The organism is Teredinibacter turnerae T7901, assembly GCF_000023025.1.
GTDB lineage: Bacteria > Pseudomonadota > Gammaproteobacteria > Pseudomonadales > Cellvibrionaceae > Teredinibacter > Teredinibacter turnerae_B.
The window spans coordinates 2,275,960-2,299,858 of the sequence record NC_012997.1 but is presented as its reverse complement, the minus strand read 5'-3'; the positions used below and the strand labels follow the sequence as shown (position 1 = coordinate 2,299,858).

Here is a 23,899-nt window from a genome sequence, read left to right as displayed (position 1 = left end):
CCTTATCGCGCGAAGGGGGTCAATGGCAGCTCGTTGCTAGAGCCATTCCAGTGCGAGAATGCCTTCGGATGAAGCGACTGAAGCCGCAGATGCCGAAGCACGTTTGTGTGTCACCGTTTGGCCCGTAGATTCGAGCCAGAAGCGTCTGAGATTAAATTTGGGAGCAGGCAAACTTACGCGAGTACCACTGCGGCCTGTCGCTCGATTGCTTACACAAATATGACAATTGGTCCCACCAAAACCAAAAGCGCTGATTCCCGCATAAATGGAATCCTGATTTGCGAGCGTTTTGGGTTTATTTGCGGGCACCAGTGGCGAGCGTTCAAAGTTAAAGCGAGGGTTCGGCTCACCACAGTGAAGTGTCTCAGGAACAAAACCGTTTTGAACGACAAGCACTGTTTTAATAAACGCCGCAACACCCGCAGCACCCATTAAATGACCTACATTGGATTTAACACTGCCCACGGCCACCTGACCTTGCGGCACTTGTAAACCATCCAAAATAGACGCCATGGCTTTAAGTTCAATAGGGTCACCAATCATGGTGCCTGTCCCATGCGCTTCGATATATTGCAGATGTGCAACGGCCTCAGGAACAGCGGAATAAATACCTGCCAGCAACGCTTTTTGTGCTTCGAGATTTGGCGTTGTTAAACCCATTGTATGGCCATCGTTATTCACCGCGGACGCTTCGACTACGGCACATATTGTGTCGTTGTCTCGCAACGCATCCTGCAGCCGCTTCAGAACGACCATACCGGCGCCTTCGCCCGGCACAAATCCATTGGCATTTTTAGAGAAGGTTTGACAAAGACCATCTGGCGACAACGCGCCTGCTGCGCTCAATTTTAAATACGGCGTCTGATCCAGAAGAACTTCAACACCTCCTGCTATCGCCATATCAATATCACCCAGCGCGAGATCACGCGCGGCGTTATGGATACTTAACAAAGAGGATGTACAGGCTGCGTCCATTACATAACAAGGCCCGGTGAAGTTATAAACATGAGCCAGGTGAGCCGCCATAAAATTTTGATTTAAGCCTGTGGCGGTCGCAGCATTGCTGACATGATCCAGGCCGTAGTGGCTGCGATTACCGCCAACATAGACACCACAACGTGTACCCCAAACATCGTTTTTACTATAGCCAGCGTGAGCAATCGCTTCGGCGCTGGTCAACAAGCTCAACCGAGTGAGAGGGTCGATGTATGCAGCCTGCTCCGTTGGGATACTGAAAAACTCGGGATCAAACAGATCTACCCCGTCGACAAAACCGCCCCACTTACTGATAGATTTACCCTGTTCCTGTTCCTTCGAAAATAACGACTCCACATCGAAGCGATCGTCTGGCACTTCAGTCACACTACATACAGACTGCATCAAGTTTTGCCAAAACTCCGTCAGTGATCCAGCGCCGGGAAAACGGCACGCCATGCCAATTACCGCTATTTTGTCCGCATGTTCAACAGAAGTAGATACTTGTTCGCGCGATGGTGTTGCTACTGTGGCAACGCTGGATAAGCTTTGGTTAGCTTTTGGTAAGCTATTTACACCCAACTCCTCATTCAGAAAATCGGCCAACTGAGCCAGCGTGGGGTGTTCCAAAATTGCCGACGGCGGCATAACGCATTCGAATTTAGTTTCTATAGCGCGCACTAAATCAGCAATCAAAATCGAATCGATACCTAAATCGCTAAAGCCCGCTTCCGCTGCGAGGTTCTCCTGAGCAATCAATAATTTTTCGGCGAACAATGTTGTCAGGCTGGCGAGTAGATCGCTCGAGCCATCGCTGGCTTGGTCGGTTGTCGCTGGCGAAACGATGTTTTCACCTCTCAGGTTACTCGCTTCAGAAACCCCTGCGAGCATCGCTGATGATGACTTTTGCGGGAACAAATTGAGAGGTAACGAGATATCCAGATGCGGAAGTATCAAAACATCGTGCAAACGTCCCTGAATGGCCGCTTGCATAATAACCCGCAAAAACTGATCGGCTTGATCTTCTGTAAGACACGCCAGCCCCGTGTTTTGATAGCGTTCAGAGGTTATTACCGGCATTCCGCCACTTTCGTGACTGGGCCACAAAATGCTAACAAACCCGGAGTTAGAATAATGCTCTGCTTGTGCGGCTACCCATGAATTGAGGGCGCCATTCGCTGGGCCGTAGTCGCTGCGACCTGCAGTCAATACCGGCACAACTGAGGAGACAGACGAATAAGCGATAAAAAATTGTAGTTTGGCTGGGTCCAGGTGGGGCTTGAGCTCTTCACACAGCCGCTGAGCCAACTCGGTTTTCGGCAACAGGCATTTCTCGAAACTGCTGCTGGACTTATTGATAAACGCCAAGTCACCCTGAGTATCGACGCCCGCACAGTGGATAACACCAGCGACAAAGAGCCGCTCGCTTTGCAAACGCGTTTTAAGGTCGTTGACGCTGCTACTGTAATTTACTGTTGCACCTTTTTCGCTGAGTGTGCGAACAACAGTTTCTCCTTTCTCACCCAAAGGCTTTCTGCCCAGTAAGATCAACTGGCGTGCGCCACAAGAGATAAGCAGCTTCGCCGCAACAACACCCAGACCGCCGGTACCGCCGGTTACTACATAAACCGCGTCTGCTCGTAAAAATACCGAACTGGAATTTGTGGATAGTGTGATCGGCTCAAACTGTCTGACATTACGCGAACCTGATCGTCGCGATACTGATTGCTGGGTTGCGGGTTGCATCGCTTCCTGCTCCAACACTGCCTCAAACTCTCGAATAACAGGGCAAGATTCGAGCTGTAACTGGTGCGTTTGAATATTTTTGTATTCAACACCTAAACCTGCGTATAGCGTTTCGAACCAGGCACTTTGCGCGGACCCGTTACTCCCGGACAAATGCCAGAAGTGTACGCCCGCATTTTGCCCCCTTCCCTGCCAGGCGCGCATGCAGCTTTGCAATAATTGAACGCGCTGCAACCAAAATCCACTGGACGCGGTAGCTTCCTGAGTAGCCGCAAAATCAAATGCGTCTATCACCCAATCCGGTCTAATGTGCCGATGCTCCAATAATTGGATGAACTGCGTTATTGGATTTTCGGCATTAAGATCAATTTCCAGCTCAGTCTTACTCAGCCTTGGGTAAAGCCCTGAAAATCGCACAATGTGCCAGTTGTGCCGTGGGCTTTGCGCGATGCGTTCGTGCCACAGCACACTTTCATCGTCGCGTACTAACAACAAAATGGTCCGGGTATAAGGCACGATCGAAGCCGCGTTGGATTCGAGCGGACACGGTTCCCAGGCCGGGCGGTAAAAGACCGCCTTAGTGACCGGTTTCTCATCCGAGCGGTGCTCGCCTACTGAATCCGGGCTGGCAATAGTCGGTTTTGCGCCTAACAGCTCAATACTGCAATCCCGGCGATTAAATCGGGTTAATGGGAAAGGTGTTCGGTGAACGGGCAACTCAGTTGTACCCGTCGCTTGCCAGTCAATATTCAAACCTTGCAACCAGCGCGCGCCTAACTCGGCCCACGCTCCTTCATCAATAAGCGCTTTGAGTGGCCTTTCGGTTATTTCTCTTTCATTCAAATTGGCCACAACAGCGCCGGAAATAAACTGGGAAATCTGGTATTGCAATTGCGATAGACTGGACACCAAAAACGCTGCTCGATGTTTATAGCTACCGCGCGCTACTCGCGATGTATATGCAAGCGTGGCGAGTTGATTCTCGGCCAAACTCGCAGCTATGGCCTGCAAGTTCTGAAGTTGCTCAACGAGCAGAGACTCCGATACCGCTGATACAATAATCAGCTCCATTGAACCCGGATGTGTTTGCGCTGTTTCAAATGAATCAATCGATGGCGCTTGCTCCAGAACAATATGTCCGTTAACTCCACCAAAGCCAAATGAGCTAAGGCCCGCTCGCAGAGGCAAACCGTTATCTCCGCCCCATGATCGCGTTTCATGTAAAAATTCAAATGGTAAAGTGTCTGTATTGACTAAGTTGTTTATCGGCTCACCGTGAAGCGATTTCGGTAAAATCTGGTGCTGAAGCGCCAGCACCAATTTTATAAGCCCCGCCATCCCCGCCGCGCTCTCAAGGTGCCCAATGTTTGTTTTAACCGTCCCGGTGTACCGCGGATGTTCCACATGTGCAGACCCAAATACCTGAGTCAAACCTTCCAGTTCAATGGGGTCGCCCAATTGAGTGCCTGTGCCATGGGCTTCGACGTAGCTAATCGTATCGGGACTTAATTGCGCATCTTTAAGAGCCTGCTGAATCACCCTGGCTTGCGCATTTGCACTGGGCGCTGTCAGCGATTGACCATGGCCGCCATGATTTACAGCGGTACCACGAATCAGCGCTAAAACAGCATCTTTATCGGCGAGCGCTCGGTGGAGTGTTTTAATAAACACCATGCCACCGCCCTCACCTCGTACATAGCCATCCGCATTGGCGGAAAATGTATGGCAACGGCCAGTCGGCGATAGCATGCCAGCTTCGGTGAACGCGTTAAACATCACATCCGACAGCAACGCATTCACGCCCCCGACCAGCGCAGCAGTACACTCGCCCGTGCGCAACGCTTTTACGGCGCGGTTCATAGCGACCAACGAACTGGAACAGGCGGTGTCGACCGATTCGCTGGGACCGTTGAGGTTAAGCAAATACGAAATACGATTGGACGCCAGACAATGAACATTACCGGTTGCCAAATGAGAGACAGGTTGCTGCCCAATATCGTGTAATCGCTGAAGGTGGTCGTGCAGGGTTATGCCCACAAAAACGCCGGTTGCACTGCCCGAAAGTGATTTAGGATGGTAACCTGCGTGCTCTACGGCCTGCCACGCAAGCTCCATGAGCAAGCGATGTTGCGGGTCCATTAATACCGCTTCGCGGCCGGTAATCTTAAAAAACTCCGGATCAAACTGCTCCAACCCATCAACCAGACCTGCAAAATATTGCCGCGCCTCATTACCAAATCGTTCTTGCGGAACCGGCGTTACCATATCCACGCCCGACACCAGATTCTGCCAAAAAGTTTCGAGTGAGTCTGCACCTGGAAAGCGGCCAGCCATGCCGACAATAGCAACTGTACGCTCGTCAAATTCCTGTTCACTGGCCGGGGTTTTCCCGGGCGCAGCTAATGCCACTGACAATGCAGGTACTGCATTGCCATTGCTTACCGCAACTGAGGTTTTTTCCGGTTCAGGCACAACCGTTGTAATCACTTCGTCAACAGTTTTCTCACAAGCCACGGAAGCGTGCGTTGGCTGTTGATTAACGGTACTCTCGCCTGACAACTGCTGGCGGGGTAAAGGGGGTATACCTGCTTGCGAAACGGCGGTAGTAGGCGCAGCTAGCTGCATTTTTTTGGCAATTTTTTCGCCGAAGCGTTCGAGTAACGCATCCGCCAGCCCGCTCAACGTTGGGTAATCGAAAAATAGTACGGGGCTTATCCCCAAGCCATAATCTGCGTTTAAGCGATCAGCAAAGTCGGAGAGGGAAATGGAGTCAAAGCCATAGCTGGATAAATCTTCGTCAGCCTCTAACACACCTTCCGGTAGGGATAATAATTCGTTGGTGTGATCAAACAGGTTCTCTAACAATTGCGCTCTTACGTCTACCGGGTCCGGTACGAAAACGTCGCCTGTTGCGGCTTCGCTTGGATCGCCTGCTGATGGCGCATGCTCGGTGTTCGCCATGACCGCTGTCACCGCAGAATGAGGCAGACTGATATTAAATGCTCGCGCTATTTTCTCACCGTCCCCCGGTAGATATATAACGTGAGGTGAGTGAGAGGCATCCGCCATGGCCTGCTCTAATACCGCCAAGCCATTCTCTGGCAAAATGTAACCGAAGCCAAACCGTTGGTTATGCTCGACTAAATCCTCCTTATCAGCAGCCATTCCGGTATTTCGCCATAGCGGCCAACTGACACTGAGCACCGGCGTTTTTCTTCTATCCGCTCCAGCAGACAGTGAGGCAGTTTCCTTCAGTGTATCTTGCCCGCGAGCGAGCGATTCCCGCGCCAGCGCATCAAGAAAGCCGTTGGCCATGGCATAGTTACTTTGGCCTATATTGCCAACAACAGACGCAATGGACGAACCCAATATCAACCATGCATTTGGGCAATCGTTTAGTTTGCTAAGTAAGTTTTTAGCACCGGTAATCTTGGGCTTTAAAACACGGCTTATACTTTCCTGCGTTTGATTAACCAGTCGATCATCGTGAACCGTGCCGGCCAAATGGATAACGCCGCTCAGTTCGCCCAGATTACGCTTAATCCAATCGAATACGTCCTCACATTGCGCAGCGTTCGTTATATCCGCCTGTATGTAATTCACGCCTGGCAGCCTATCAAGCAACGGAGAAACTGTCTCCGGCGCCCGACGCCCTGTGATGACAATCTTTGCCTGATATCGCGCTTGTATCTGCATCGCAAGCGCCTCCGTTACACCACCAAGGCCGGTAAGCCAATAAATGCCGCCCACGGAGAAGCCGATGGATTGCCCTGAACCTTGCTCTGCGTTTGCGTCCAAAGACGTGTAATTTAGGCTGTATAGTTCACCCTGTACCTCTTTGAACGCCAAGCTGCTCTCGGCTGTGAGTACATCTTTAAAAAGTGTTTCCCACGCGAGCCCTGTAATAAACGTTTTTAGAATGAACTGATCCGTTTCGTGCAGCATTGCTCGGCCAAAGCTCGCATAGGATTGCGCCAAAGCTTGCACGTCAGCAGTATCACTATCGCTAGCAACGACTATATATTCGGTACCGGAGGGGTATTGGCGATAAACATCCAGCACCGGAAGGAAATCTACGTCCGCTAAAAAAGGAGACGCACAGTCCACGAACAGTCGTTTCGACTTGCCCAACTGAGGTAGCTGCGGTATTTGTTTTCCAGACACCGGCACCTCTAAAATTGGTGCGCCGTTACAGGCGATGGCAAGGCGTTCCACGACATTTTTTGATGAGGATAGCGGATGGGTAATAACCACCACATCCACATTATTGAAATCGGTCGCTGCAGTCTGTGATCGATCGACAGGTGTCCATTGACTGCGGTAAAAATCGCTAGCAGCGACATTTCGAGAATGGTTATCGCTGGGCTTCAGTCTCCCAGTGGCAACGGCTTCTGTTTGCGAGGCCGTATCCGATTTACTTGCCAGCAAGGTAAGTCCTTGCATTACCAGCAGAGGATTTCCTTGTGAATCGTAAAATCCTAACTCGCAGGTAATCCGTTGTGCGCTGCGGTGTTGTAGGTTTGCGACAGAAAATACCCGCGAAGGCCAGCGTTTACTGCATACGATAATTTTATCGCAAGCGTAGGGCAATAAAGTTTGCGGTGCATTATTCGCTATGATTGTGGTTTGCAGGCCCGCGTCTAAAAGTCCACTGGACAGACTCCAGGGATCACCCGCGGTGGTTTTTTGCTGTATTATGCGGCCCAGGATCAAATTGTCTTTAAACTGAACCTTATCCACGCAGCGTAAACCAGGGCCGTAATTGAACCCCTGATCTACAAGCCTTCGATAGCATTCTTCACGGGAAATTGTTTCGCGCAAATCGGACAACAATCGGGGTAAGTTAATTGGCGCCGCCGCATCACTGGCACCAACGCTTTGGCACTTCGCGTACACCGTGCCCTGGTCATCCACCAACGCGGTATGGGAACCACCTTGCTGAGCACTCAGTATGCACTCATTTTGGTGTTCGAATGACAAAGGTCGCACCCACATCATTTGATCGATGGCGAATACACCATCAGTGTCATTCAGTACCGATTCAAACGCAGCTAAATAGCTGACACCGGGCAAAATTGCGCGGCTATCAACTACGTGGTCAGCGACAAAATATTGTGAAATGGATAGCGCTACTTTATTCTCTTCGCCATGAGCTATAGCAATGTTCTCGCCTGAAGCCACAGGTGCGGGTGACGCGGCGTGAGGAGTTCCCTCCACCGGTTGCCATTTGGCGCCATCCACCCAATGGCGGTCGCCCATAAAAGGGTAACCAGGCAGACGTACGCGTACCGAACCAGGCTGAGAGGTATCAATAGACCATAGTCGCTCCCACTTAATCGCCGCTCCCTTCGTCCAAAGGGCAGCGATTTTGTCGGCGTGCCCTTGTTGCAGCCATTGATCAACGAGTACATCGCAATCGGAAAATATATCGCCAAGATCACGGTATTCTTTTATATCTCCGCTCTCTGTGGCTGCACCATGACGTTTTCGATCGTGCCAGCCTTCTAATTGTTCAAGTAAGGACTCTCGCGAGTTCGCCACAATTGCAGCGCGATAGCGAAATTCATCGCGACCGGTTTGCAACGTATAGCCAATAGAGGACAAATTTACGTCTACGTGCATGGAAATATAAGCGTGCATCTGCTTAATTAGCGCGTCCAACGCCTCATCACTTTGCGCCGAAAGTGGAACGATCGTGCTCAAGCTAGGGTATGTCGGTTGCAGCGCTGGAACTTTATTTACATCACCAGTGGAATATGATTCCAGAATAACGTGTGCATTTACACCACCTGCGCCAAACGAACTGACACCCGCACGTTTAGGCTCCGACGACGAAATCGGTAGCCAGTCAGCAATGTGTTGCTGTACTTCTACACCCTCCGCAGCAAAATCAATGCGATGGTTTAGTGCCTTAACATGAAGCGACGGCGCGAGTGTTTTATGCTGAAATTGCAGTAATACTTTGGTAATGCCTGCGATCGCAGCGGCGGGCTCCAAGTGCCCGATATTCGATTTAATACTGCCGAGTTTGCAGGGTTCTTGCTCTGCACGCCTTTGCAGTGCGCTGCCGATGCCTTCCACTTCAATTGGATCACCCAATGGGGTTCCCGTACCGTGTGCTTCGATATAGCTGATGCTGTCAGCAGAAATTCTGGCTTTATCTATTGCCTGACGGATCAAATCTGATTGCGCAACCGGATTGGGTACAGTGAATCCGGTCGTCCGGCCACCGGCATTGGTGTGAGTAGACAACACGGTCCCCAAAATGTTGTCCCCGGCTTGTTGCGCCACTGCCAGTGGTTTGAGCAACAAACAACCCACGCCCTCCCCCATTACCATCCCGTTCGCATCATCAGCAAAACTTCGACAGCGGCCATCCTTGGAGAGCATCTGCATCTGCGCATACTGCACATGACGCTGCGGATGCAAAATCAGATTTACACCTCCAACAAATGCCTGACTACACTCGCCTTTACGTATGGAATCCACCGCCATATGCAGCGCAACCCCTGAACTGGAACACGCGGTATCTACTGTGATACTTGGACCATTTAAGTCCAGAAAATACGACACACGGTTTGCAATTTGGTAGAGGTCGGCGTACGGGAATGGCACTTTGCCTTGCGCTACCAAGGGCGCGCACAACGCTTGGTAGTCACGCGCCATAGCACCAACAAACACCCCGGTATTGCTAGTTAAATTAGCTCGGGAATAACCTGCGGAAAGAAGACACTCGTACGCGATAGTGAGGAACCAACGCTGCTGCGGGTCCATTATCGCCGCATCTTTAGGAGAAATATTGAAGAGTCGGCTATCGAATTTATCTACATCAGAAATAAACGCAGCATAGTTACTATAGGTTTGTCCTGCGCCTGTGTTTTCTTGAGAAAAAATGCAACTGTGCGGCCAACGCTCTTGAGGAACCTCTCCTACAACGCATTCGCCTTTTGAAACCAAGCCCCATAATTCATCGATGGATGACGCGCCTGGGTAGCGACCAGCAACGCCAATTATCGCAATTTTTTCGTTTGAATCAGCTAACAGAGGTTCAAGTGGATGCACCTTGGAAGAATCACTGCTGATAGGCCCAAGCGAGTCTCCGCTGCTTTCTTTAGCCGCTAACGACACAGAAACCACCGGTGACGACTCATCGACCTGACCATAGATATCTGTTTGCAGTTTTTTATCCAAATCCGCCAGCGTGTTGAGACCATATAGGTAGGTGCTTGAAAGTTTGGTCTTGAACGCGCGTGCCAAAGCGACCGTAAGGTTGACCATCATTAATGACGTTAACGATAAACTGTCGAAGCTTGTTTTCTTGGTAACAGGTTCATCGAGCTGAATTAGAGTATCTTCAATAACAGCTTTTAGAATTGGCCAAACTTCGGCGACTGCTTTAGCGCCGTCGTTTTTCTGCGACGAATTTTTGCCTGGGCGTGCGAGCGCACTTTGGGGTTCTGTGGAGAATTGAGTCAATACGGACTGATAAAATATATTTTGTGCTACAACCGCCCCCGAAGCGAGTTTCTCGCTGCGAGCTGTAACACCAGAACCAGGTTGTGCTGACTCGCCCTCTTCGGTTAAGCGAAGCTCAGCTAGCTTTGAGCGTGTAGTGGTAAGGCAACCTGCATCGGTATTTTCGATGTTCGAATCAGGGAAAACTTTAGCCAGGAAATCGATAGCTGGCGTATTCTTTGCCGAGACCTTGAAATCGATACTACAGTCATCAAAGCCTTCAAGCTCAAGGTCACCTACAAAATTTAATACCTGGTACTCAATTCCGCGGCCTAATACACGACAACTCAATAACATATTATCCATATGTAATGTGTTGTTATGAGTATGTAAAAAGATAGCGCCAACCAGACCGTAATCGCCAAATTTGTCTTGAACGTGCAGAGCATAGGCGTATTTTTCGGGTTCGCTGATATACAGCTTTACTGCGTTTTCATCCAAGCGCAAGGTCGTAAAATTGAATTGGTTGGTCTTAAGGCAAAGCTGAGAGACTCGTGCTACGCTGGCATCATCCAATGGGATGATTTGTGTGCGAATATCCAATGCCTCAATATAATCAAGTAAGCTGCTTTGCCGAGATTTTTCCTGCTCGCGCAGCACCTGACCCTTATACATCGCAGTGCGCTTACGGTCCTCACTCGTAATCGTTAGCCGGTCTGTAAACCAGAAATCGTTACAAAAACTAGCGAGGTGTTCACCCGCAGGAATATGAATACACAGTACAGCCTCTAATTGCTGATGCACTTCCAGTATTTCTACTGGATTGTCGTCAAGAAATACAAAGCTTTCTAACCCCAGGCTCAGTTCGTCAGCCAGATTTCGAATATTGTCAGACTTCGGCGACCAGCTTACCTTCCAGCCCGTCACATGCTCGGCCTGCAACACCATATCCTTGCGCTGCTCAAATACCGCCTTTACGTCCTCAAGATTATTTTTGCTGGCGAGACAAACGAGAAAGCCGGAATTTACCGCATTTACTAATAAATGCTGTAACTTAGAGTGACCAGCATCAATAGAAATGCCTTCTACCCCATCTTCACCGACAATGCCGCCCCACAGCGTGTTGTCGCAATCACAGACCAACACCTTCTTAGGAGTGAAGCGCAATGCACATAGCTGGCGAATACTACCTCGGACCAACGCGTCGTAGTAGTTATCCACGTAAGGTATATGAGCTATTTCATTGCGTAATACATCTTCGATACGCGACGCCAGATTCGGATCAGTTAGGCGATCTTTCGTATTATTTTGCAACGATGGGCTGAGCTCGAGGTGAAACTCCGAGGCTTCGCGAAAGTAAACAGCAGCCGCACTACTGCAACAATCACGTAGTTGAACAACGCAGGATGCACGCAACTCTCGATAGCTCGCTGTGCACGAATAGGCGTGAGAATCAGGACAAAGAACAACAGTGAGCGGAGCAGCTCCATGGTAGGCAGCTATAGCATCACACCATTGCTTTACAGCACCCAATACCAAACGATGCACCTCTTCGTCGTTGCGCCCTTCAACGAGATCGCGGTAATTTTCGTGATAGTGAAATGCATCTTCAAGGCGTAGTAAAACTATACTGAGCTCACAACCGTCCTGGTAAAAAACGCTTTGTGGTGAAAGCAATGTTTGCACAACCTGTCCGTATTTTGCCAAGGCAAGCTTTATTGGACCGCCCAGCGCCGAAAAGAGCTTTTGATTCTGCGACCATCGGGTGAATGAGTGTTCGATTGGGTCTAGAGTAAAGCTGGATGCGAATGCTATGGTTTTGAGTGGCTTACCCCCACTATTCGCTTGTTCAAGGCTAGCTTCGGCATTTTTTGCCGCTGTGGAATTGTGCCCTTTAGAAATCGTCGCCGACGAAGCACTTTCGTTTGGATTGCTTGTAGCAACGGAAAAATCCGAAATAACTTTAAGGTTTCTATTTCCGGCAATAGTCGTACTATCTTCCGCAAGCGCAGACAACAACTGGCTGGCTGCATCCTCTGGCGATAAAAGCGCATCGCGATTTGCTACCGAATAAACCAGATCCGTAGCCAACTGCGGAAAACGCACCACACACCACCGGCGTAGCTCCTTTTTAAGTGCCAGTGTTTCAAATAACTTTTCCAATCCGCTCTTAGCAGCCACATAATGAGGCCAAGCTGCAACTGGAGCTTCAACAGCCACTGTAGATATAAGTACAACTTGGGCATCAGCCGCTATGATATCTTCTAACGCAGCCAATGGTGCGCTGACCATCTTGAAGGATTGTTCGATATAGGCGGAGAATCGCTCATGCGAATCCTTGGACAGCACCATAGCCTCGAGTGCGGGTGTCGCAGATAAGAAAACGTAATCCAGAACAGCTCCAGACTCTTCCAGTGAATTGGTCAAAGTACTGAAGGGTTCAGCCTGCTGACAATCTCCCTGAACGGGAACAAAGTTTATTCGTATATGCTCGGGAAGCAATTTCAGCCATTTATCAACTTCATCCCTACTGCGATAAAAATTTCCATAAACCCTGGCACCGGCAAGCAAACTCGCGGCAGCAATACATGCCCCAAGACCGCGGCTTGCACCAGTGATAAAGATATTTTTACCCGAAAAATGGGACTCAACCCTATCTTCAAGTTTCAGTGAAAGCGGATTCAGCCCTCGACTCTCTGGCCTGAACAGCGCTTGTAGCGAAGCGCTCGCCAAAGCTTGCGAGTGGTTCGCTATAGCAAGTTCCTGACTCACCATACCAAACGCTTTTTCTACATGGGTCACACGGGCATTGACATCCAAACTGTCGAATATTTGGCCAGCAAAGTCCGGCTCCAATGAAGCGGAAAATCCACTGAATAATGCCTGTTGCCCAGGCAGCTTCATTCCAATCCAATAGCTGAACAGACCAAGCACAGCCGACAAATTTGCCAATAAATTGGTAGGCACAACACCCAGATTTTCCGCCAGAAGTTCAAAACAATCCCATCTAGGCGGATAGCGGCTCTCGGCGTAATCATTCTCGCTAACAGAATCCACGGCGACTAAGGTAGCGCTTTCATCGTATTCGGTAGAATCTGAACGGCGGGGCTGCCAAAACAACTGATCATTATCTATGAACTCAGCCACGAAAACACATTCCAGCAGCGGCAAACTACCGTCACTAATTCTTATGCTGTATTTATTTTCCGAATGCTGTTTACCGCTAATTGAATACTCTTGACCAATTGCTATTGCGCCGAGAAACTCAGCCTTAATGTTATGGATACGGTAACGATGCAATGAACGGATGTAAGCTAGGCTGGAGATCACAGCGAGACAACCAAAGCAAATAGGCGTCGCAAACGATGTCTTCCTGGCGTACACCTCATCTAGGTGCATCGGGTTAAGGTCGCGACTAAATTCGGAGAAACTGTCGATCAGATTCTGATGAAAAGCAATGCGGTGGCTGACTAATTCCATAAGGCGATATTCCGTAAGAACAACTTAATCTAAACGCGAATTTCAGTTCGACTGTCTCATAGCGCGAAAAAACCGCGACAACAAGAACAAAGCTGACAATGATTAACTACTTTAAAATGGCGAGCGAAAGCAGATAGGCCAAACGTAAAGCACAAAACAGCCTCACCATAAAATATATTTTCCATGCAAACGACTGTCATAATGCATGCGCAAAAACCAATAGCGTGTACAACCTTTAGATAACAACCCGCTTGGATCGATTTAAAACAGCCAAAACAAAATAACGAATTCATGTTAATAGCGCAATTTGACCGACAACCTATCAACAGAAATTTTTACCGACAGAAGCGCGAGCGAGCATAACACCAACCTCACACCTTTTTATAAAATAACCATATTGGAGCTACATGATTGAGGAAGTAGTTCACATTCTGCATCCTCAAAAGATCAAGACCAATTAAGAATCAGGCTTTTAATACACTGAAGACACCAGCAAGCTCCCAATTTTCACAGAATGAATGCAGATAAATAACGCATACAAAAACACACAAACAAAAAACACATTATTAATGTTTCATACGTTTACAATTCCACAAATTAAAACAAACAACCCATAGATGCCTGTCACCCATTTAAGCCGTATAGATATTCACGCCACACTTACAGATTTATATGTCCGCACTAACACCAACAATCAACCTCGCCAACCACGCGGAATTATAACGAGCCATCTAAATATATTTTTATAAATTCAGCGCTCTAACAAACCGGCTCACAACAACCAAAAAACATTCCAGCGATATTGAAAACACCCACTATAGTTTTATTGCGTATAAAAAGTGTGACCTTCACGCTATTGATAAATAAAAAAAGGATGGTTTACTATTTGCGCGCCCACGATCTTCGTTGAATGTGTTGTGCGACCTTGGGCGCCTTGATTTATTATTCTCGCACCGTGATCGAAAAAAGAGCTTTTTCGTTATTTCGAATTCAAATGGTGCACAATTTAAACAGCGACACCGCCAGCAGTGTTGGCTGGCAACCGAAATTGAAAGCATAGGAGCGCTAACATTGAATCTAACAAAAATTGCTTTACCAATTGTGACTATTGGATTGCTAACTGGATGTAAGGTGAGCGATAAGGCGCCTGGCGTTTGGTACGGCGTGGCATTTGACAATGCAACTGGAAACTATTCTGAGGTTGCCATGTTTATCACCGAGCTGGGGGAAACCCGAATATCCACAACGTCTGGATTCTATCTAGCCGGACCGGGATTTTTTGATGGCGACATCATTTATAGCCTTCCGCTAAGCAACTATGGATCAACAGATTTCACATCTGTTAGCTACGATACGCAGCTCCTTGTCACCGGTGAATTTACGGATGCAAGCGTGTCACTGGAAATAAAAGATGAAGACGAAGTAGTACAAAACCTCGACCTAATTCGCAGTACGGATGCGGTCGCCACTCAGGCGCAGTATGCTGGCAGCTGGTATGCAAATCCGCATGCGCCTGACCCTGCATACACATGGCTCATCGATGAAAATGGCAATATCGGGGGCAATGATGAACTAGGCTGTCTATATTCTGGCAAGGTTACTGCTTCCGATACAATCAACGTTGCAGAGCTGAATCTTGTTATTACAGAGTGCGTTTACGAAGGCGCCTACCATGGCATCATGAGCCTGTTCTTGTCGCCCAACTCAGATCGAATCGGTATTTTCTACAACTACAGCAATCTTGAAAATATTTTTGTAAACGGTCTGGAAAAAATTCTCTAGCACAAACTTAGGAGGCAATCGCATGACAGAATTATGTCTTTTTCCCGGTCAAGGCAGTCAAGCACCGGGCATGGGAGAGGCGTTATTCGCCCGCTATCCGCACCTTACCGACTCCGCGTCCGATTGCCTCGGGTTCGATGTTAAAGATAAATGCATGAATAGCTCAGCGAGCGAACTCTCCAAAACACAAGTCACACAACCGCTGCTTTATGTGGTTGGCGCGCTGAGTTATTTAAAACATGTAGAAGAAACTGGTGTAGTACCGGATTATCTCGCAGGTCATAGCTTGGGAGAATATGTCGCGCTTTTCGCAGCAGGATGCTTTGACTTTATCAGTGGTCTGGAAATAGTCGCAGAGCGGGGGCGACTAATGTCCGAGGTATCCGGTGGAATTATGTTCGCCGTGCTCGGCCTGCCTGCAGACGCCATTGTGCGCCAACTGGACAAACTTAATTTCGACCAGCTCACCATTGCTAATTACAATGAGTACACACAAACGGTGATTGCAGGATACTGCGAAAACCCCAGGTTACTGCAGGAAGAATTAATTGCCGCTGGCGCAGCAAATGTGGTTCAGCTCAATGTTAGCGCGTGTTTTCATACCCACTTTATGAAACCAACAGCAGAAAAACTCGCACAATTTCTGAACCGATACCGACTTTCACAACCTAAAATTAAAGTCATCGCGAACCTGACCGGCATGGCCTACCGCAAGGAAGACAATGTAGCAGAGATGCTGGTTAAGCAGGTTTACAGCCCAGTGCTTTGGCTGCAATCTATGGAAGCCGTACTTCCAAAAGTCGAATCGTGGCAGGAACTCGGCTCTGGCACTGTACTTACTGGAATAGTCACGCGCATACAGGATGCGATGGCTAGTACAGCTTAAAGCTTGGCAAAAGTGGGCATGTTTTCGCCCGACGATGCACGCGGCGATTAAATTTATTTTCTCTATTTAATTTCCGCGCCCTTTAAAAACTGGCGAAGTTTTGTGGGTTCCTACGTTTACGTAGCTTGTGTATTTGTGATATTTCAAGGGATTAGGTTGTCCTTATGGCAATGGCGGTGATCCCCTGCACCGCCTATTGGCTTCGTAATTTCCTTCGCCAAGTGAATATACGCCGTCTAATACGGAGCGAATACGTACAGAAACACGTATGGCGTGCTCTCGATATTCCTTTCATCGGCACACAAGCAATCGGCTCTTTATGCAAGCAACCAATCAAGTCAGCTAGTGGGCGATCTAGCCTCACCTAAACCCCACCCCAAAATTCAAGTACACATAACTTTCCATTTGATTAATTCACACCACTTACCAAATGCAATTTTGTTGAAGCAAATAACATCTTGGTTACCGCCTATCTGACCTTACAAGAGCGAACATTGAGAGGCATTATCAATCCAGGTGGTATTGACGCTTAGTTGACAGACCAAATGATTTCCAATTTAAGAACGTTCCCTGAGTTCTCAAGTGAAGTTCAATTATTTAACGCGACACCCCTGATTATGACGGTCTGCTTTTTAACAGGCTTAAAGCCATACTTCTGAAAAAATGGCTGCGCTGTATGACTTACTTCAGAATGTAGCGCACCAACGCTGGCACCGCGCCTTAACGCCTCGAACATCAATAAGTTACCTATACCCTGCCCTTGATATTCACCATGAACAAAAAAATGGTCTATTAGACCGCTCTTCTGAACATCTGAATATCCGACAATTTTATTTTCCTTGAGCACAACGAAGGGCTGAATTGCCGAAATTTTACGCCACCATAGCGCGCGGTCTAGATCGATGGGCGCCCAGGCAGATATCTGTTCAGCAGTGTAGTGCTGCGAACAAATCATATGAATAGACGAATAGAAAACCTCAAACAGTGACTCTTCTTCACCAGCCACAAAATCACGTAGCACCACCATTCCGAACTCTCCAGATACGACTAACGCGTAACATATTTTATATTTATAAAATATCATTAATTTAAACAGCTCACACCCATACAACACATCGACAAAATTCGCTTTTTGAATCAACAATGTATTACGACGATTATTTTTTTTAAATTCGCACATTAGTGGCTTTGCAATACACTAATCTATTTGCCATATATTCCTGAAAGCAGGCCATGGCATTTCTCTAAATGAGTAGCAAATTGCTTGGAGCAGGCGTATTAATAATTCCCCACAAACGCAGAGAAAACGACAGCCCTCATTTTTTAAAGACTAAGCTTTCACCATGACTGACGACATCAATTTCCTTCTTAGAATATTAATCACCTACGCCTTAAATTGTTTGACATAACTACCGAAGAAGTCAGTGAAAACATCCTAATCGGCAGACATAGAACGATGAACGTTGACCCATCCAGATATAACGGCAAAACACTGCGACACAAAATACCTATTCGATATCCCATCACTCAGAGATCCTATCCCGCCGGGCAGGATCTTGCTGAGCTTAACTTGGTTAACTAAACAATATAAACCCGCACGCCAAACCTCTCAACCAACCTCTAATATACGAAAAGACTTGACCCTAATGAGTACTTTTGGATCGAGGCGCGCACCAAAACAGGCCGAAATTCAGATCTACGTAACTAGGGACTTCTAATTTAGCATGTGAGCACTAACCGCAATATTAACGGGCCGCCGGAAAGAGCCTTACTGATTAAAGCATAATATTTGAGACCCCCGGAGGAGGTAAGGAAAAACACAATCTCGACAGAAATCAATCTGTTAGAAGGCACACTTTCTCCAAAGCTACCGGAGATATCAGCGTCAATCGAAAAGGTTAACACTAGGATTTTTTATCCTTAAGACCTCGGCTTGCCCCCATAAACCATTAAAACAACGACACGTCATGACCGCCACATCAATTGGTACATTACGTGATGTAGCAAGCCTCATCACTGGTTTAATTATCATGTATATTATTTGTATGGCAAGCTATAGTGGCAAGCATATTGCCATCGATAGTACGCTCTAGCCGATACCGAACTAACCTACCCCGTCCCAACCCGTTACTTTCTGTACCATCACTGCTGAGAATTCCAGCAGTTCAGTTTTGAATACATCAGAGCTAGGCGGGGAAGCAACCAACACAAGAGATTCGTTTTTCCTGCATGCATCTATATATTAATTGCATGCCAATGCAATGATTTATTCTAATAATGAACCCAAAGATGACTATTTCGATCACAGGTAGATTTTGTGATTTTTCGCGTACCTGGAATATTTTGTTTTAGGTATGCGGTTAACCATAACCGAATCAAAATTAATTATTGGAGTAGTACATGAAGCACCAATTTAAAAAACTTGCTGCAGCTATAGCTTTGACTGTACCCGTGTCTTTAACGGAAATTGCTCTGGCCCGGGGTATCAAAAATCAAATACCAGTAACTCAAAAAGAACGACAGTACGAATTTATTTGCAAATTCGCAAAGGCCGCGACGACGCCCTCGTCCAAGAATTCTAATTCAGCGGAAATTAGGGATAACCCAAAGACTCTGCGAATACAAGGCAAAGATCTTGTCGTTACCCCCATATTCGATTCTACTGAGGCGTCAGCGGCAAGCAGCGCCACCAACGGCAACAAAAAGCGAAAGGCGGACTTCTCCAGTTTAAAACAGTTTTACGCAATGTCGTCTAACAATGCGACCATCGAAGAGCTCCATAATATAGCCAAAGAATTAGAGTCAACCAACCAAGTGGAGTATTGCGAGTTTATTCCAAAATACACCCCGCCCCCTGCCGACATCGCCCCCCTCAGTACCGACTACAGCGCCTATCAAGACCACATACAGCCCGATCCAGGCATTGATGTCACCTATGCAAGGTCCCTCGGCTTAACGGGCTCTAATGTCACAATCGCCGATATAGAACATGACTGGAACCTAGATCATGAGGACCTAATCGACCAAAATGTTCGTTTCGGTAATGAGCGCGTGCCCTCCGTTTTTTCGAGTCACGGTACGGGAGTTATTGGCATTCTAATCGCTGGGGACAATGGCTATGGTATGACAGGCACGGTTCCCGATGCAGAGGTCATTGTATTTACCCATTCGCACGGACAACACGGACGAAATCTAGCTCTCGCCCGAACCATTGCGGCATTATCCGCCGGAGATATTATTATTCTGGAAATGCAAACTGCAGGCCCGCAAACTCCCGGCTCATGGACAATTTCTGACAACCCAGGTAAATCGTATGGACCACCGGATTATGACCGGTCCATTTGGGATCTTGTTAAAATTGCCACCGATGCTGGCATTCACGTTGTTACCACAGCCGGCAACGGGAACGTCGACTTAGATCACAGCCTTTACGACGATTACCGCGCACGGGGCGATAACGGCTCCATTTTGGTGGGTGCCGGCAGTTCCACGGCCCAGCATTACAAACTAAATTTTAGTACATACGGCAGCCCTTTACACCTTCAGGGCTGGGGAGAAAATGTTTGGACCCTTGGCACTGGCGACTTGGCTAAATTTGGCGATGACGACAATCAGGCTTATACGCACTCCTTTAACGGTACCAGCTCCGCCGCGCCGATTGTTGCCAGTGCCGTGGCTTTGGTTCAAGACTATGCTGAAACCTTCTTAGGCCGAGATATAAGCCCGCTTGAAATGCGTACCCTACTGATAGAAACCGGTATCGCACAAGGTGAAGGCGGCTTGATTGGCCCCCTGCCGAATATTCGGGCCGCTATTGAGCGACTATCGGAAGAGATATCGAGTGGTAATATCTGTGACGGCATAAATGAGTACCCTAATTGGACAGCACAAGATTGGCCTGGTGGCCCATACAACCACGCTAATGCACTCGATAAAATGGTTTATCAGGGTGGCTTATACGAGGCTAACTGGTATACGTCGTCGGTACCCGGCAGCGATCCGTCATGGCTTAGTTTGGGCGCGTGCGCAACTTCATCTGCAGCCCATTGACCAACGGGAAATTTAACCTAAAACTTCCGAGCGAGAATACAACAGGCTCTTCTTGGCTTTCATGAGGTAAAAATACTAAGGCTCGCGTAAGCTGTTGAAATATGGGAATTTTCATAACTTAATAGGCAGCGAGCACTTTGAGCCTTAGTATCTCCAACAAAATAATTGAGCTATCCTGAGTAATGTAGTAAATATGTACAACGCGATTGAGTTGAGCAGATATCAACAGTTATCCATGATCAACTTCGCCGATCTCAATTGCTGGGCCCGGATAAAGAACTGTAAGAAAAAGCGGCTGATCACCCAAAATTTTTACGCCGACGGAGGTACACAAACACTCCAGATCATACCTATATGCGATACGATTTTTTGCAGCTCACTTCTGAAGTAAAGTCGATATTTCAACTTGGGTAAACGCCATTAGCCAGAGATGAGCACACGAATTATTGGTTCAAAATATCTTCGAGCCAATTTAGAAATTTGGCCGCACCTTTAGTTTCGAAGCTGTGCTTATTTGGTACGTAATAGCAGAGGTCTGACTGGATTGACCGGGTTTCAAATTGTTGTAGAAGGTTAGATTTTAACAGCTTTTTAGTAAGTGTCGTAGAACAGAACACAAGTCCATTTCCTGCCATAGCCTGCTGGATGCCGAAAAGCTCTTGATCAAATTTCTTAAGTTTAATATTAGCCCCATCCAGTCCATTTTTGTCCAACCAAGCAGCTAATGGAGGGGCCGGTAAGGATTTATTTTTCCACTCCGTGGTAAATAGAGTAATGGACTCATTTGACCAAGAAGGAGGCATCATTCCAACAGCACCAAACACATTGAATGACTCTGACCTAATGACATCAGAATCCTCAGCAACTGAGACCTGACCATACCGAATTGGAATAACATATGATTGGCTATCGAGTGACTCACCGGTCGATATTTCCATAGAAATATCAGGGTTGGCTAGTTCAAATTCATGCTGGGAGGGAATCAACACCAAAGCGGCTAATGACGATGTCGTCGTCACCCTGACCGTACTGCCAGCCTTCAACACATCTTCCAAAGCAGCGTCAATTTTACGAAACCCATCCGAGGTCGCTTTAGCTAATATTATCCCCATTTCGGTTAGTAATACCCGCCTTCCTTGCCGGTGGAACAAACCTACATTTAACCGACTTTCCAAGTTGCTAATGTGGTGCGAAACAGCAGTTGGGGTTAGCGAAAGCTCCTCGGCAGCCAGCTTAAAACTCCCCTGACGGGCAGCCGACTCAAAGACTTTCAGCGCCTGTAACGATACCTGCAAGCTTAACCTCCCAATTAACAACGAGTTCATCCACAGTATAGATGAGTTAAAGTCATCTATAGGTGTAACGTTTTCGTTTGTAATGATCTATACAGGCTAACAAAATGGCGCCCGTTATCCACCAACGAAGGTAATGGACATGAGCACATTATTGCACATCGACTCGAGCGTTAGAGCTGCGAACAACGCGAACTCAGATCAAAATTCCATATCGAAAAATATCGCACTCCGATTTGTTGATACATGGAAACGTAATCGGCCTGAAGATGACTATATCTATCGTGATGTCGGAATGAACCCACCTGATTTCATCACACAGGATTGGATTGGTGCGGTATTTACCCCTGAGAACAAAAGGACTCCGGCACAGAAAGAAAGACTTGCACTATCAGATAAATTGATAGATGAGGTGTCAGCTGCCGATGTTATCTTGATTTCCTCACCAATGTATAACTACGGCATGCCGGCTCAGCTAAAAGCCTGGTTCGATCAAATTGTACGCGTAAACAAAACGTTTGATTTCGATCTTTCACGAGGCGACTTCCCGTTGCAACCTATGCTTTCAGGCAAAACATTGATCATAGTGACGTCCAGCGGAGAGTTTGGTTTTGAAAAAGGAGGACTAAGAGAAGTGTCTGGTCACCTGGCACCGCACCTACGGACACTGAGTAAATATTTAGGCGCGGATAAAATGTATGAGATTGCCTCCGAATACCAAGAATTTGGTGACGACAGGCACCGCTTGTCGGTCGCCAATGCAACAAATCGGGCCGAAAAACTTGCATCAGAACTTAGTATTTCAACCCCGGCCGGATCGGTAAAAAATGGCATCGCCACTATGTGATCATTTTCTTAAAGAAGTTCACTGTTTAATGCATTTTATGATGCCGGAGTGGGGTTGGGTGCTTTTGTGATACACACCACAAAAGCGCTCGGCAAAAAAGCCCCCAGCACGCGAAGTTCTTTCGTGTTGAGCTGATTTTTATACACTTGCCTCTAAAATACCGGTGTGCCCTTTGGAATTCTAGTTTTAACATTGCTTTCCTCCTCCGTCAGACAATGGCACGACTCAGGTTCAATGTTGTAGCGTCCACTAGGCTTATATCTAACGTCGTGATAACCCTTCTCATAACATATGTTCTCACATTTTTCGCGCCCATCACTAACACTGGAAAATGTTGAATATAATCCATACACAAGAACCGGAATGAATATCCACTTGAATATCACAGTCTCAAAAGATGTAGGTTCCTTATCTGGTAATCGTTGGTACAAATTCAGTCCTTTTAAAGACACAACGCTCATGCAATGGTTGGAAACGGAGTTGATGTCCAAGACGCGTTAGCTGCTGAACATTGACTTGTAAGCATCAGGTTCCAGCACTGAATACATACCTACCTTTTTCTGAGTCAACATTTGGCGGAACCTTATGTTTGGCAAAATGATCGTACCCTTCCTTTAAATTCTTCCAGAAGGAGTACCACCTATTATTTTTGTACTTTTCTAATACCTCACTTTCCAATCGGAAAGGAAATGCATGTACTCTAAAAAATGGTTGCCCTGACTCAAAAGCGCCCTGCGCCATAGCGTATATTTCATTTATATATCGGTCTGTCATCGCGTAGCTCCCAATCGACACGCATTTTCCGTGTACCATCAACGCGCTTCCCGTAAAACCATGCAGGCGCTCATAGCTATTTGGGTAACCTAGATTAAATGATAAATGATATGAGCTCCATGGGTTTAAGCTTCCAGGTTTAACGAAATAAAAGCCCTCGGGTGCCTGATTGTCTCCCTTTCTCGTCTTTGGTCCCAAACTCCCAGAAAAAGTACAAATTTCATATGTTTTGAATAGTTCGTACTCTTCGCCACTCTTTACCCACAACTCAAGTTCCGATGTTTTTTTAATATGCGTATGTAGATGGGGTTACCATATTCAAGACCAGCTCGCTTAAGCTGAGCAACCAATTCAGGCTTAACATTGGCAATTGCCTTTTTCGATCTTGCACTCGTAGGCATTTCCGCTGAAATACAGACATTGGAGAGCAACAGAAAAAACACAACTTTTATATATTTATCCATACGTATTCTTTGAATGCGTCATGTTAGAACGCCCAACTTCCCGAACGTCCCCACACAGATTCTGACGTGCGGAATTACCGCATCGGAATGCCGCACCACCGGCTCTTCAGTAATATCATTGCTCGTGTAATCCACGAACCCTCAATAC

8 protein-coding genes are annotated in these 23,899 nt (G+C 47.3%); 4 read left to right on the top strand and 4 right to left on the bottom strand.

Going from position 1 to position 23,899, the window contains the following annotated elements; translation table 11 throughout:
* Positions 1–36: 36 nt before the first annotated feature.
* The gene (locus tag TERTU_RS09755) at positions 37–13,656 is read right to left on the bottom strand and encodes an SDR family NAD(P)-dependent oxidoreductase (protein ID WP_015820112.1); all 13,620 of its coding nucleotides are present in this window, start codon (positions 13,654–13,656) and stop codon (positions 37–39) included.
* A 1,071-nt stretch (positions 13,657–14,727) separates the two neighbouring features.
* Between TERTU_RS09755 and TERTU_RS09750 the strand changes: the two genes are divergently transcribed.
* Both TERTU_RS09750 and fabD read left to right on the top strand, forming a co-directional pair.
* Positions 14,728–15,438, top strand: coding sequence for a hypothetical protein (locus TERTU_RS09750; protein WP_015816817.1), 711 nt, complete (start codon positions 14,728–14,730; stop codon positions 15,436–15,438).
* A 22-nt stretch (positions 15,439–15,460) separates the two neighbouring features.
* Complete coding sequence (fabD, locus tag TERTU_RS09745; protein WP_015817148.1) at positions 15,461–16,324, top strand: ACP S-malonyltransferase; 864 nt, start codon at positions 15,461–15,463, stop codon at positions 16,322–16,324.
* 589 nt (positions 16,325–16,913) lie between these two features.
* Here the strand turns inward: fabD and TERTU_RS09740 are convergent.
* Positions 16,914–17,504: a GNAT family N-acetyltransferase gene (locus tag TERTU_RS09740; RefSeq protein ID WP_015818809.1), complete on the bottom strand. Its 591-nt coding sequence runs from the start codon at positions 17,502–17,504 to the stop codon at positions 16,914–16,916.
* Positions 17,505–18,724: 1,220 nt separating this feature from the next.
* On the opposite strand from TERTU_RS09740, the gene TERTU_RS09735 reads away from it, so the two are divergent.
* On the top strand, positions 18,725–20,374 hold the full coding sequence (locus TERTU_RS09735) for a cellulose-binding domain-containing protein (RefSeq protein ID WP_015817691.1): 1,650 nt from the start codon (positions 18,725–18,727) through the stop codon (positions 20,372–20,374).
* A gap of 443 nt (positions 20,375–20,817) precedes the next feature.
* On the opposite strand, the gene TERTU_RS09725 is transcribed toward TERTU_RS09735, so the two are convergent.
* A complete protein-coding gene (locus tag TERTU_RS09725) occupies positions 20,818–21,669 on the bottom strand; it encodes a LysR family transcriptional regulator (RefSeq protein ID WP_041590175.1) in 852 nt (283 codons plus the stop codon).
* Positions 21,670–21,808: 139 nt separating this feature from the next.
* On the opposite strand from TERTU_RS09725, the gene TERTU_RS09720 reads away from it, so the two are divergent.
* Positions 21,809–22,513, top strand: coding sequence for an FMN-dependent NADH-azoreductase (locus TERTU_RS09720; RefSeq protein WP_015818706.1), 705 nt, complete (start codon positions 21,809–21,811; stop codon positions 22,511–22,513).
* A 525-nt stretch (positions 22,514–23,038) separates the two neighbouring features.
* Here the strand turns inward: TERTU_RS09720 and TERTU_RS22195 are convergent.
* Positions 23,039–23,287: a hypothetical protein gene (locus TERTU_RS22195; RefSeq protein ID WP_228378300.1), complete on the bottom strand. Its 249-nt coding sequence runs from the start codon at positions 23,285–23,287 to the stop codon at positions 23,039–23,041.
* Between the last annotated feature and the right edge of the window lie 612 nt (positions 23,288–23,899).